General features: G+C 39.3%; 6 protein-coding genes. All 6 read right to left on the reverse strand.

The features are described 5' to 3' along the window. Positions 1-211: 211 nt before the first annotated feature. Complete coding sequence (locus tag B2W36_RS00635) at positions 212-2,467, reverse strand: ABC transporter permease (protein WP_293886111.1); 2,256 nt, start codon at positions 2,465-2,467, stop codon at positions 212-214. A 32-nt stretch (positions 2,468-2,499) separates the two neighbouring features. Beyond that, positions 2,500-4,887, reverse strand: a complete 2,388-nt coding sequence (locus B2W36_RS00640) for an ABC transporter permease (protein WP_293886112.1) — start codon at positions 4,885-4,887, stop codon at positions 2,500-2,502. Positions 4,888-4,938: 51 nt separating this feature from the next. Further along, entirely contained in the window at positions 4,939-7,332 is a 2,394-nt protein-coding gene (locus B2W36_RS00645) for an ABC transporter permease (RefSeq protein WP_293886113.1), read from the reverse strand. Positions 7,333-7,407: 75 nt separating this feature from the next. Beyond that, on the reverse strand, positions 7,408-9,768 hold the full coding sequence (locus B2W36_RS00650; RefSeq protein ID WP_293886114.1) for an ABC transporter permease: 2,361 nt from the start codon (positions 9,766-9,768) through the stop codon (positions 7,408-7,410). Positions 9,769-9,865: 97 nt separating this feature from the next. Continuing rightward, positions 9,866-12,256, reverse strand: a complete 2,391-nt coding sequence (locus B2W36_RS00655; protein WP_293886115.1) for an ABC transporter permease — start codon at positions 12,254-12,256, stop codon at positions 9,866-9,868. Positions 12,257-12,471: 215 nt separating this feature from the next. Continuing rightward, positions 12,472-14,835 (reverse strand): ABC transporter permease, encoded by a 2,364-nt coding sequence (locus B2W36_RS00660; RefSeq protein WP_293886116.1) that lies wholly within the window; start codon positions 14,833-14,835, stop codon positions 12,472-12,474. Positions 14,836-14,884: the final 49 nt, after the last annotated feature.

Below are 14,884 nucleotides of genomic sequence, written 5' to 3' on the forward strand. Positions count from 1 at the left end.
CTTTTACTTGCTGTTCGATATCGGACAGTGCTTTGTCCACCGCTGAACAGACAAGTCTATTTTATTCATCGCGTAGACTGTCAACAGGCTTTGTTATGGCCGCGCGTATCGCTTGTGAACTTACAGTAATTAAAGCAATAAAGACGGCTAGAGCTCCTGCTAGCACAAACATCCACCATTGCATCTCAATACGGTACGCGAAATTCTCTAATCATTTGTGCATTATCCACCAACCTAGGGGAGAAGCAATGATAATGGCACTGAGAACGAGTTTGACGAACTCAATGGAAAGCATGCGTGTGATATCTGAAACTGTAGCCCCAATAACTTTTCGGACCCCTATTTCTTTTCTGCGTTGATTGGCGGTGAAAATAGCCAAGCCGAATAAACCAAGGCAGGCCACAAAAATAGTCAGTCCTGCAAAGATGCTCAGTAACTTACCCGTTTTCACTTCTGCTTGGTAGGTTTGTGCGTATCGGTCATCCAAAAAGGAATAGCTGAATGGAATGTCTGTTGGAAAGGAGCGATAGAGAGACGCTAATTTTTGAATGAGCTTATCCATATCGGCTGTTTGTATTTTGAGAATCAAACTCCCGGCTTGATCGCTAAGAACCATCACAAGCGGGGAGATCTGCTCATGTAAAGAGCGAAAATGAAAATCCTTAACGACACCAATAACACGATAGCTTTTGTTGTCTTTATTGGTCAATATTTTACCAAGGCTATGATCGTTCCAACCTAGATCTTTTGCTGCGGTTTCATTGATGATGACAGAAAGGCTGTCACTACCAAATGTTTTTGCGAAATTTCGTCCTTCTTTAAGCTGCATACCCATAACCGGAATATATTCTTCATCTATATCGTAACGAATCGTTTTGACCCATTGATCAGTATTGCCATCTGGATAGATGAAAAAATTGTTGTTGTTACTTTCTCCGGCAGGGAGATAGGACGAATGAGAGACATGCTTGATTCTGCTATCTTGCAGCAATAAATTATAATATGTCTTTTCGTTTTTCCCTAAAGGCCAGCTCGGTATAATAAGGACATTATCCTTGTTATATCCAAGTTTAATATGACGCATATAATCCAGCTGCTGAACAACGACCACGGTTCCAAAGATAAGTCCGACGGAAATGATGAATTGAAATACAACAAGTCCACTGCGTAAATTAAGGCCTTTAGTCGAACGACTTATTTTCCCTTTTAATACACGAAGTGGATTAAATGAGGACAGATATAACGCGGGATAGCTGCTGGAAAATAGACCGACGACTAAACCAAAAGTTAGCAGGAAGGGAATAATTTTAAAAGCGTCAAGTTTTTGAATTTCAATCTCTTTTCCTGAAATTTGATTAAATAGAGGAAGGACAAGTAAAACAATTCCCGAAGCTATTCCTAAGGCAATATAGGTCAGGAGGACACCCTCCAGCATAAACTGTCGCATCAGGTTTTGCTTGTCGGCACCCAATACTTTTCGTACGCCAACTTCTTTACATCGTTTAAAACCACTTGCTGTAGATAGATTCATGAAATTAATTGTGGCAATCAATAGCATAAAGAGCGCAATAGCGCTGAAAATGTAAACGTACCTTATATCCCCTGGAGCGCTGAGGTCGTAGTTGAAATTTGAATGTAGATGGATATCTGTTAGCGGCTGTAGGTAAAGCCCGATCTTATTTCCCGTCTTCTTGTATTCTTGGTAACTCATGCCAAAACCTGCCATAAATTGTGTGGCAACATGTTTGTCGAATAGAGTGGCTAAGTTTTTTTCGAGCTTTTCACGTGAAGCATTTTTCGAAAGCAGTGCATAAGTATAGTATTCGGAAGTCATCCACGAATCTGATCGTGAATCTTCAAGTGCATCCAAAGAGGTAAACACATCAAAATGAAAATGGGAGTTTTGAGGGATATCTTTGATTACTCCAGTAATTTTGAGGATATTTGGACTGTCTTTGATGATGAGGTCTCGACCGACAACATCGTTTGTGCCGAAGTATTTTAAGGCGGTGGATTCGGATATTACTGCAGAATTTGGGGAAGAAATAGCTGTAGACAAATTTCCTTTGATAAAAGGGAGCGTGAAAATTCTGAAGAAAGAAGCATCCACAAAAGCCATTTTTTCTTCGTGAAACACTTTATTATTGACGACAAATAGGGGAGAGCCACCGATTCTTAAGCGCGTGGTTTCTTCAACTTCGGGCAGCTCCGCCTTCATGGTCGAAGCAACAGGTGGCATCACATGTGCCTCATTGATTGTTCCACCCTTAACAGTTCCTCTGAAAACGACACGGACAATGCGATCTGCATGCACATTATAACGATCAAAGCTAAATTCATCGCTTACGTATAAACTGATTAGCAAACAGGTTGCAATCCCCATCGCTAACCCCGTTATGTTGATCAGTGAAGTGGATAAATTTCGGGTTAAATTCCGCCATGCTATTTTTAAATTGTTCTTGATCATATGGATGACGCTTAATGCTTTTATAATATAACTTACTCATCACGCAAACTATCAACGGGATTCACTAAAGCTGCTCGTATTGTTTGGATATTGACGGTAATGATACAAATCAAAAACACGACAAGAGCAGCAAGGGTAAAGTACCACCATTGTACCCCCACATTGTAGGCATAATCTTCGAGCCATTTTTTTGAAAGATACCACCCTATAGGACTGGCAATAACAATAGCGAGGGAGGTTAAAATGAGATAATCTTTTGAAAAGAGATGCGATAGGTCCAGCACTGTTGCGCCTAGGACTTTGCGAATGCCAATTTCTTTCGTTCGCTGTTCAAGATTTTGCATAATTAAACCCGTAATACCCAATGCAGAGATCAATAACGCCAATGTACTGAATAAAATAAATAATTGCACTTGCTTGCCCTCTTTTTCATATTGCTGTGCAATTAGCTCATCGATCCATTGATAAGACAGGTATTTGTGAGGATAGGTATGCTGAAAAATTTTAGATACCGATTGAAGGATATGTTGTTCTTGTCCTTCCCCCACTTTTATCAGTATATTGCCGCTTCCATTAAAATCTTTAGCCAAAATCACCGTCGGTACGATCTTGAAACGAAAAGACTCACTATGAAAATCTTTAATGATGCCGACGGGGATAATCTGAAGGTCTTTATACAGGACACCGAGTCTGTCTATGCCAAGCATTCTTGCTGTACTTTCGGTTACAAGAGCATTGTTGACTCCGTCCTCTACCAACCCCATTTCAACATGTGTGTAATCTTTGGGAGTTAATAGTCGTCCCTTAACCAATTGGATTCCCAATGTCTTGGAGAGATTGATATCACCGCCGATGAAACTGACTTGGATTTTTTTTTCAGGACTATACTTGTCTGCGATTGTCTTGACAAGATAGCCTGAACCAATTGTCGGTGTCCAGTTAGCTATGCTGACCGATTCAACACCAGTGAGTTGGCTTATTCGGTCTTTTATATCTGTATTTTGTGTTCCCGTGTTGAAATAATCGATGTTGAGCACATTACTGACCTCGATCCCCAAGGGTGCTGATTGCATATAGACAAGTTGTGATTTGATTGTTATAAGTCCAATAATGACGATAATAGTGATGCTAAACTGTATTGTGATAAGTATTTTTTTAATAAACATTTCAACATTCGGAATTTTGGATAGCTTATTTTTCAAGGCATCCGAACTCTTAAGTCCAGAAACCATCCATGCGGGATAAAAGCCAATCAATAGACCAAGAGCGAGCGATATCGTCAAAAAGGACAGTACCAATGGAAGCTGTATGGACCTTATATAAGCGAGATTATAGCCTATAAAGTTTTCCAGTTGGGACAATCCAAGTTTAAAAAGAAGTAAGCTACATAATGCGGAAATAAAAAACAGCAAGGTTGTTTCAAATAGCATTCCTCGAACCATCTGGGGGCGGCTGGCTCCCATGATCTTATGGATATGCAGCGTTCTTAATTTTTTAACGGTTCTTACAGCGTAGATATTAATAAAATTTATGAAGGAAACAATAAGGACCAAAATGGCAACGCCTACAAATATGTTTGTTATTTTTTGGTCGCCACTGATTTCTACACTTCCTAATGGCTCCATATAGATATCCTGAATAGGCTGCAGGCGAAAGGAAGCCACATGTTGTGTGTTTGGAATCAGGTATTCTTTATACCAATGATTGAGTTTCTGTTCAAGCGTTATCCTTGACGTCCCGGCTTTTAGCTGTACAAATTGTTCTGTGTAGTAGCCTGAGCCATCTTTACTTAATTCCATCGATATTTTTGGAACTAAAGCAATGATGGAAGCTCTGAGCGTTGAATTATAGGGAAGATTATCCATGACACCCGTAATGATATATTCGGAAGGCTGATCAGCATAGGGGTCGGCACTTTGGATAATCTTTCCAATGACATTTTCGTTCTTAAAGTACTTTTCTTTAAATTCTTTGTCAATGAGTAAGTTTGTTTTTCCTTGAACGAGTTGCTTCGGATTGCCTTCAAGAATCTGGATGCTCAGCATGTCCAAAATACATGTTTCCGATTCCAAAGCCTGTACTGCTATGGGCTGCGTGGTGTTGGAATCCGGTTTTAGATAATATTTTCTAGATTCTATACGAGCTTCATTTCGAATTTCTGGAAATACTTGTTTTAATTCTGTACTTAAATTAACCAACGTTCTCGACATTTGTCGTTCAAGACCAGCAGTAGAATCTATAGTAACAATACGGAAAAGATGATCGGCATTTTTCCAGGTTCTGTCATACGAATTTTCTTCAATAACCAGGGCAAACACCAGAAGACACAAGGAGAAACCCATGCTTAAACCTAAGATATTGATCCAAGTGTATTGCCAGTTTTTAATAAGGCTGCGGAGGGCAAGTTTGAACGAATTCATAGTCATCTATCCGGTATAAAGCTATCGAAAAAAATAATGGTAAACGTTAGGCTACTCATCACGCAAACTATCAACGGGATTCACTAAAGCTGCCTTAATCGTTTGATAACTTATAGTAGCCATACTGATTAAAATTGCCATCAATCCAGCAACGGCAAAGTAATACCAATGGATCGCTATTCGATAGCTATAATCTTGCAACCACTGGTCCATTGCCCACCAAGCGATAGGCGTTGCTATAAAAATAGCGATAACGACAAGCTTGATGAAATCGATAGAAAGTAAAGACGTTACTTGGATTACACTTGCGCCAAGAACTTTGCGAACAGCAATTTCTTTCATGCGGGTTTCCGCCATGTATGCGATCAGTGCCAGTAAGCCTAAACAGGAAATAAAGATCGTCAATCCTGCAAAAACCATCGCTAATGTACCTATAGCCTTTGTTTCCTTAAATTTTTGTTCATAGGTTTTGTCAATGAACTGATATTCAAATGGGTAATCTGGGTTGAATTTTTTAAAGATAGTTTCAATTGTCTTTAAGTTGTCTGCGATGTTATGGTTTGTATTTAAACGATAATGAATCGTTGTAAACCAAGCCTTTGGACCCAATATCACCATAGGTTTTTTGTCCCCAAAAGGCGATCCCATAATAAAATCTTTGACAACGCCAACGACTGTCCATTTGGTGCCATCGCCATCCACAATGCTATTTACAGGATTTGTAAGATGAAGACTTTTAACGGCAGATTCATTTAAAATTAATGCAGTACTGTCTGTTGCAAATTTATATATGTCGATGTCACGTCCTTGAATCAAAGTGAGACCAAGATTCTTTACCGCATCAGCGTCCGTACTAAAGCGGTTGTAAGAAATTCTTTTGTCCTCTTCGGTCGGTGTACCGGAGGTAAATCCCCAACCATTGCTATAAAAGTCTGTTACTGGCGACATGTTCTTCGATACAGAGACTACAGCATTGCTGGCCAAAAGCTCGTCCCGGAGGATTTTATAATTCTTCTCCAGGTCACCTTTAATACTGCTGTAGAGCAAACCATTTTCATTATAGCCGCGGTCGCGCTGTTTAGTGTACTGGATCTGTTTTGCCACAATGACTGTAGCGATAATCAATATAATAGCGAGGCTAAACTGTATAACCACGAGTATCGAACGGATGTTCAACCCTTTAGTCTTCGATACAAATTTTCCTTTCAAAGTTTTGATCGGTTGAAAAGAGGAAAGGAAAAAGGCCGGATAAGTACCCGCTAATATCCCTGTAAACAGTGCGAACGCAAGTAGAAAAAGCCAGGTTTGTAGACTTAATAAGGAAAGACTGAGATTTTTTTCAACAAGGTCATTAAAAAAAGGCAGCACTATAAAGACAAGTAGAGTTGCGAGAACCATCGCAATTAAGCTAATTAGTATGCTCTCAACGAGAAACTGAGCCATTAAGCTTGTCTTACTGGCACCAATTACCTTACGGACACCAACCTCTTTTGCGCGACGCTCAGAACGTGCTGTGCTTAAGTTCATAAAATTGATGCTGGCTACTAATAAAATAAAAACACCGATCCACGCAAAAAGCTTGACAATATCAATCCGTCCCGATGTATAATTTCCACCTTTACCATTGTTATACAGAAAAGAATCGGGATAAGGAAAGGCAAAAATCTCCCCTGTATTTTTCGCTGATAAGCGACCCTCTGCCTTATTGCTGGCATTGATATGATCCCTTAAATAGGTCTTGATCTTACTATTAAATGCTGTTAAAGAAGCACCATCTTTTAATAAGACATAAGTACTTATTGAATTATTGCTCCAGTTGTCATCCACATAGCCAATTATTTTTGCATATTCAAAAGGAAGGAGCATGTCAAATCTGAAACTTGAATTACTCGGGATATCTTTGAGAACAGCCTGTACATCAACTTGATTGACCGAATCTATTCTAACCGATTTGCCTATTGGATCCTCATCGCCGAATAGCGACTTAGCATATCTTTCGGTAAGAACAACACCTTTTGGGTGATCAAATTTAACATTCTGTTCGCCTTTGATAAAAGGAAAAGAGAACATCTTGAAAAAGCCGGGATCGACAAAAACTGTGTTTGCAATAAGCTTCTTTTCTTTAAATGTCGTTAAAAATTCATGTCCCTCGTTGTATCGTGTAAACGCTTCGATATCTGGGAAATCAGCGGCCAATGAGGGGCCTAATATTTTAGGTGTATACGCCCAGGCCGATTTATCACCCTGAAATTCATCACGATTACTCAATACATGCAGGCGATTCCCCTTTTCATGAAAGCGGTCCATTGTCATCATGTTCTGTAACCAAAGCACTATAAGCAATGCTCCGGCCATGCCTATTGCCAGCCCAATGATGTTAGTCAGGGAAAATGACTTATTCTTCATTAGGTTGCGCCATGCTATTTTGATGTAGTTGCTTATCATAATTATCTTTTTTCTCTATTTGTTTTTAAAGTTGGTTTTAAGGCCTAATTTTATTTATTAACCTGTAATTCTCCGCTATTCATCTCTTAATGTCTTCACTGGATTACTGCTTGCGGCTCTAATGGCTTGGCTACTAACAGTAATGAGAGCGATCAGTATGGCGGAAGCTCCAGCGAAACCAAATGTCCACCACTGTATTTCAATGCGATAGGAGAAATCCTGAAGCCATTTATTCATAGCCCACCACGCAAGCGGAGATGCAATTAAAATGGCAATGACGACAAGTTTGACAAAATCTCTAGATAACATCGCTGTGATTCCCGAGACGGATGCGCCAAGTACTTTACGTATACCAATTTCTTTTGTTTTCAATTCGGCCATATATGATGCAAGTCCAAATAGACCTAAACAGGAAATGGATATGGCTAATAGCGAGAAGATAAATGCTAACTTTGCCGTCTGTTGTTGATCGCCGAATTTTGAAGCGAACTGTTGATCAACAAATTTGTATTCAAAAGGATAAGCTGGATTAAATTTCTTAAGCGTCTTTTCAATTTGATTCAACTGATCGCTAAACGATGATGTAACATTGACCCGAATAACCATGTTTAGTAGCCAATTTTTGTTCGCATATATCAGCAATGGAGAGACGGGATTATAGGGAGATCCGCTAATGTGATCATTGATAACACCAACAATCGTATAAGTCTTATTGCCCCATTTTAAGTAATTGCCAACCGGATTTTTGAGTTTCATTTCTCTAATGGCAGCTTCATTGAGCAATATTGATGAACTATCTGCTAGCATCCTACTATAATCGATATCGCGGCCTGCTATGAGTTTTAATCCTACAGTCTTTACAAAATCACTTTCTGTTTTTCCAAGATTGAAGACAATTTTATTGCCTTGTTCAGGAGTAGCACCCTCCCATAAAAAACCTCCGCTCGTATTCGATGCATTTTGTGTAATAGACCAACCGGTGCGTGTCACCGATTGCGCGATGTTGGCGCTAATCAGCTCCGATTTAATTGCTTCGTAATTTCTTTCCATGTTACCTTCCATTGGTATTTCGATGAGCTGTGAACTGTTGTAACCGATATCACGTTGCGCAGCATAATTGATTTGCTGTCGTACAATCATCGTTGCTATAATCAGTATGATCGCGATACCAAATTGGAAAATGACCAGTAGCTCTCTGAAATTCAATACAAACTTGTTGGAGCGGCTTAGCGGTTTCAGTGTTTTAACTGGTTTAAATGCCGATAGGACAAAGGCAGGGTATAATCCGGCCAATGTGCCTGTAAAAAATGTGAATCCAGCTAACGATATCCATATGATTGGATCTGTTAAGGAAAATGATAAAGGCCTGTCTAATATTTTATTAAATAAGGGCAATATACCGATAGCCAGACCAATAGCGATTAGTCCAGAAATAAGTGCTAATAAGACAGATTCAGTAAGAAATTGGGCAATCAGGTTGAAGCGTTGGGCGCCCACCACTTTGCGAACCGCAACCTCTTTTGCTCTTTTCTGACTTCTTGCCGTACTGAGGTTGACAAAATTAATGCAGGCGATCAGCAGAATTAATAGGCCGATACCGCCAACCAGTTTGACCTGGTCTATCTTTCCCCCCACAGGTATTCCCTGTTCGAATTTGGAGTAAAGATGCATTTTTGACAAGGGATATAGGAAAAGTGATCCCTTCGAGACATTGTTCGTTTTTTTTGTGATAAAACCGACCAGTTTTTTATTGAAAGCTTCTATATCAACACCTTTTTTCAGCTGCACATAGGTGTAAAATGAATTGGAATTCCAATCCGGCGAGTAATTCTCCGGTTGAACCAAGGGGATTAAATAGGTAAAATCAAAATTTGTATTACTCGGCAAATCCGCGATTACGGCAGTCACTTTATAAGGCTCTTTATCGTCGAGCATAACTGTCTTATCCAAAGGGTCAACGTCGCCAAAGATATTTCTTGCAAGGCTCTCTGTGAGAACAATACTTTTCTTGTCTCCTAGCGCATTGTTGTTATTTCCCCTAAGGATTTTGAATTCAAAAATTTGCATAAAAGCGGGGTCAACTTCGTTTCCTTTAGATTTGATTTTTTTCTCATCGAAAGACAATAATCTATTGGAGCTCCAATAGATTCGTGCAGCGTGTTCTACCTCTGGATATTCAGCTTCCAGTGCCGGTGAGGCGAGGCCCGAAGTAACTTGTTGAAGATTAATTTTTCCCTCGTCTTCATATTTGTTCCAAAGTTTGTAAAGACTGGTATTATTGCTATAAAAATTGTCAAATTGAAATTGATTTTGTATCCATATTCCGATAATCAACACCGCAGTCATGCCAATGGACAACCCAATGATATTGATGGCGGAATAACCTTTATTTTTCCAAAGGTTACGCCAGGCTATTTTGATATAATTCTTAAGCATTTTTTGTTTAGGTTATCGATAAATAGCAAAACAAGAATTTACAAAGTCTCCCGCGTGTTATCTATCGGATGCATTAGTTAATTAGTCACTTTAATAATTATTCGTTTCGTAAACTCTCAATAGGGTTAACGATTGCTGCTTTTACAGTTTGAAAACTGATGGTTATAAATGATACCAGCAATGCGCTGATTCCAGCCAACATAAATACCCACCAATCCAACGTAATGTGATAGGCAAAATTTTCTATCCAGCGATGCATAGCATACCATCCCAATGGTACACTAACTAGCAGGGCAGAGCAGACTAAAATCATAAAGTCAAAGCTTAATATCTTGACAATTTTGATTGTTGAGGCACCTAATACTTTACGTATTCCTATTTCCTTAAAACGTTGTTGGACGGCGTAGGCCGATAATGCAAATAGTCCCATGCAGGCAATAGCAATGGTAATGATAGAAAATAACTGCATGACGCGCGTGGTTTGTTGATCCTTGAGATATAGCTTGTCATAATCGTCGTTGAGAAAGTGATACTCAAAGCTATTTTTCACGTCAATGTTTTGTACGACAGACTTAACCTGAGCTAGCGCATCTTGAACAGGTGTACTTGGGTTGAGTCGAATAAAAATATTGCCGAAATAATCATATTCTGGAAAGAGTACGATCGGCTTAACCTCACTATGTAGCGAAGCAAAGTTAAAACTCGCTACGACCTGTTTAATACTTCCTTTACGCCCGTTTAGGTTGATTTTCTTTCCAATCGCTTGTTGAGGTGTGAACCCCATAGCGGATGCCGCTAGCGTATTGACAACAAAACCATATTCAGGTGAGACTGTATCCTGTGCACGTAAGATATCCGTGTCTGATAGCGGTTCGCCGGCAACAGACTGAATGTGAAAAACAGAAACAAAATTCTTTTCAATCGGGATCGCAGTAACATCCATATCAAAGTCATTGGGTTGACCTTCTACCTCCCTAATGCTATATCCTCCTTGTATATTGACTGGATTATCGTAGGAAGCGGTGACACCCTCGACACTGCTAAGCTGCATCAACTTTTCTTTTAGTAGTTGCCTTTCTTTATCCTGCCATCCTCGGCCGTCAATGACCAACATCCCTGCACGATCAAGGCCAGTGTTTTTAGACTGGATGAAATCCATCTGCCTACCTGCGAATAAGGTGCAGATAATAAAAAATATAGAGATACTGAATTGAAAAGTTACGAGCACTCTGCTCAGGGATATACCACTTTGTTTTTCAGTCAATTTTCGTTTAAAAATTGAAATAGGTTTTGAGCTAGCTATGGAATAGGCTGGCCAACCGCCAGAAAGCAATGTTATTAATACTACAAATACAGCCAAAACTGCATAAAAACGGGGGTCGGTCCATATGGTCAATTTTATCTCGGCGCCCATAAACGAACTAAATACCGGTAATAAGAGTACCGTTGTCAGAAGACTAAAGCCAACAGCTAGAAAGACCATCATACTACATTCAAAGAAGAATTGAAAGAATATTGTTTTCTTTGCAGCGCCCAGCACTTTCTTGACACCGATTTCCTTTTTACGTTCAAGCGCATGTGCTAATACCAAATTTGTAAAATTGATACAGGTCAAAATAATAAGCGCAGCACTTAATGCCATTAAGATATAGATATAAGTGATGTTCCCGGTCCCTGCTGCTTTGGAGTGAAGATGGATATCGGTCAGCTTTTCCAGGACGAATCGAAATTGATAGCCTTGTTTTGTTGCTTCGGCGAATTTTGAATTAGTCATTTGATCCAATTTCTGTTGGATCAAACCGAACTGATGTTTGTTTTTTAATAGCGCTATGGTTACATCATTTGCGGATGACCAAGCCATTTCTTTGTAGCGTTCTAATCCCTTATTGGAAAGGAGTGCGGAGAAGTTCAGCTGTGTATTCGTGGGCAAGTCTGCGATAATGCCTGTGATTTTCCAGTTGACTTTGTCAATGGATAGTGTTTGACCAATCGCCGACTGATTGGGAAAATATTTCTCTGCGAGTTTTTTCGTCAAGACAATCTGATTTGGTTCCGCCAGGGCTGATTGTGAATCACCTTCGAGAAAGGTATAACCTAAAGTTTTAAAAACATTCTGATCAGCATACAGTAGGCCTTTTTCAGTTATTACTGCCTCTTTAGATTCTATTTTACCGCCTTTGGAATAACTGTAGAATCTGGTTGCCTGTTCTACATCTGGAAATTCAGCCTGCAAAGTAGGCGCTAGCCCTGTTGGCGTAGCCGAAGAATTAACTTCTTCAGTGCTATTAGGTGATTTATAGGTGAGGCTAATATAAGCTAGGCGGTCTGCGTGGGGAAGGAAACGTTCATAGCTGGATTCATGATATATATACGCTGCCAACAATAGAAAACATGTTATTCCGATACTTAGGCCAAACATATTTAAAAGAGAAAATCCTTTGTTTTTAATGATATTCCGCCAAGCGGTTTTAAAATAGTTTTTCAACATGATACTGCGTATTTACATAATTAATTAAGCTATATTGTTGTCAATAAACACGCTTTAGTAGAAAGCATTGTTATTCGAAAAATAGCAAAGTCAACCAGTTCAATTGGTTTGCCATAAATGTAATGTATTGATTTTTAGGTTTTTGATGTGTTTTTGTGGTGGTTTTAAATGTTCGGAAACGGACAGTACAGTGTCCGTCCCCGAACAAATTAATATTATTCGCTTCTTAGGGTTTTTACGGGATTTGCTAAAGTAGCTTTAATCGCTTGGTAACTAACGGTTAATAGGGTAATGAGTAATGCGGTTAAGCCTGTGATAGCAAACACCGTCCATGTAATTGATATGCGGTAGACATAGTCTTCGAGCCACGATTCCATCAACAAATAAGCCAGGGGAGATGCAAGCATAAAGCTGATGCCCGTGAGCCAAACGTATTCCGTGGATAGTAATCGCCATAAGCCGACTTCTGAAGCACCCAATACTTTTCGAATACCGATTTCCTTTTCACGTTGCTCCGTAAGAAAGGACACTAAGGCGTATAGACCGAGACAAGAAATGAGAATGGCGAGACCTGTAAACAGACTTGTCAAACTTTTGATCATCTCCATCTGCTGAAATTCTTTAGCATATTCCTGATCAGTAAATGCATAATCGAAGGTAAAATCCGGATCGATTCGATTGAAGGCTGTAGCAATGGCTTTTAAGTCCTGCTTAAGATCTTGACCATCGTTCAATTGCAGCGTGATCTTGTTTTTCGGTAAAAATTTGAGGAAATAAGCTGTCGGCGTAATCGATTTAAAAGGGGATTCGGAAAGTGTATTCTTGATAATCCCAATAATTGTATAATTGATACCTCTTTTAGACAATTGTTTACTGTTGAGGTCTGTCACTCCCATAAATTGAGCAGCGGCCTCATTCAAAATAACAGCGGTTGAATCTGTTTTAAAATCTTTTGAAAAATTACGGCCCTGTATAAAATCCCATTGTACAGTCTTTGCAAAATTGTCATCAACGGTAAAGATCCCCATAATAGCACCATCTTTGCTGTCATTTCCTTGCCAATTAAACCCACCTCCTGTTAACGAAAGTCGGTTAACAAAGTTAGACGAAAGGGCAGCGTCCTGAATTAATCGCTGTTCGATTAGTTTTTTTCGGAGGATAGCGAAGTTGTTGACGATCGTGGGATTGGAGGAGGTAATATTCACCAAATTGGAACTCTTATAGCCTATAGGACGTTTTTTTGCATAATGTAATTGCTGGATCACTAGATAGGTGGATATCATCAGAAAAATGGAAATGGCAAATTGGACAATCACCATCGCTTTTCGCGTTTGCGATCCGCCTTTTCTACTAGTGATCTTACCTTTCAAGGCCAGAATAGGGTTGAAACCCGATAGAAATAAAGCTGGATACATACCCGAAAGGATACCTATGACGATTATTCCCAATAGCGAGAAACCATAAAAACGAAAATTGGCAAAAGGTATGTGTAGCGTCGTATGCGTGATTGTATTGATCCAAGGAAGGAGCAAGGTTGCCATTAACACAGCCATCAAAAAAGCACAACATACCGCCATTGTCGATTCAACCAGAAAACCCGCAATAAGCTGTCGGCGGTTGACGCCAACAGATTTTAAAACCCCGATTTCTTTTCCTCTTTTTAGACTTCTTGCAGTACTTAAATTGATAAAGTTTATACTGGCCAGCAACATAATGAATATACTGATCCACCCAAACATCCATACATATTGAATTTGTCCACCTACGTTCTTCCCATTTTTAAAGGAATCGTATAAATGCCATTTCGACATGGGATGTAAGAGGATCTCAGGTTTTATATCCGTTAGTTTTTTGTTGATAATATTTGTCAGCTTGTTTTCCAACGCGGGAATCGATGCCGGATTATCAACCTTAACGAACGTGCTAAAGAAGCAGCTAGACCAGCTATCTGCAATACCTTGATCTTTAGTGAGGTAATCGGCAAATGGCAATACATAGTCCAAACCATAAAAGGTGTTGTTTTCAGGAATATCTTTATAAACACCTTGAATAGTATATTGTTCCTTCCCATTGAGCTGAAGAATTTTTCCGATAACATTGGCGTTTTCGAAAAGCCGTTGTGCTAACGATTCGGAGACAATGATGGTATATGGGGCAGTTGGCGTACTGCTGGCCCCCTGTAAGGATTTAAAGGAAAATAATTCAGCGAATCTTCCCATGGCATAAAATCCGTTTGCATTCAACTTTTTATCCCCTACTTTAATCGTATTACTTTCAATCGTAGTAATCAGCGCAGCTTCTGGCATTTCATTTTTGAAATCCGTTGCAATTGTTTTGACCAAAGGAATAGGCGTAGAGCGATCAGTAGATTTTTCATCGTTGAAAGTTCCGGTCATCATGACCTGATAAATATGTTGATAATTGGAGTAATGCTTATCGTAAGAAAATTGTTTCAGCACCCATAACGTACTGATCAGAGCAACAGTAAACCCCAGTGCTAATCCCAAAATATTTATTGTCGTATTTAAGGGACTGCGCTTTAAATTTCTAAGCGCTGTTTTTAGAAATAACTGAATCATTTTATTGCTGTTGTTAGGTATTTAATTATAAGCTACTCATTATTTATCA

Source organism: Sphingobacterium sp. UBA3549 (assembly GCF_002376635.1).
In the GTDB taxonomy this organism is placed as follows: Bacteria; Bacteroidota; Bacteroidia; order Sphingobacteriales; family Sphingobacteriaceae; genus Sphingobacterium.

Excerpts from the sequence above, each read along its gene's own strand:
- B2W36_RS00635 (WP_293886111.1), bottom strand. The coding sequence starts at position 2,467 with ATGATCAAGAACAATTTAAAAATAGCATGGCGGAATTTAACCCGAAAT.
- B2W36_RS00640 (WP_293886112.1), bottom strand. The coding sequence starts at position 4,887 with ATGAATTCGTTCAAACTTGCCCTCCGCAGCCTTATTAAAAACTGGCAA.
- B2W36_RS00645 (WP_293886113.1), bottom strand. The coding sequence starts at position 7,332 with ATGATAAGCAACTACATCAAAATAGCATGGCGCAACCTAATGAAGAAT.
- B2W36_RS00650 (WP_293886114.1), bottom strand. The coding sequence starts at position 9,768 with ATGCTTAAGAATTATATCAAAATAGCCTGGCGTAACCTTTGGAAAAAT.
- B2W36_RS00655 (WP_293886115.1), bottom strand. The coding sequence starts at position 12,256 with ATGTTGAAAAACTATTTTAAAACCGCTTGGCGGAATATCATTAAAAAC.
- B2W36_RS00660 (WP_293886116.1), bottom strand. The coding sequence starts at position 14,835 with ATGATTCAGTTATTTCTAAAAACAGCGCTTAGAAATTTAAAGCGCAGT.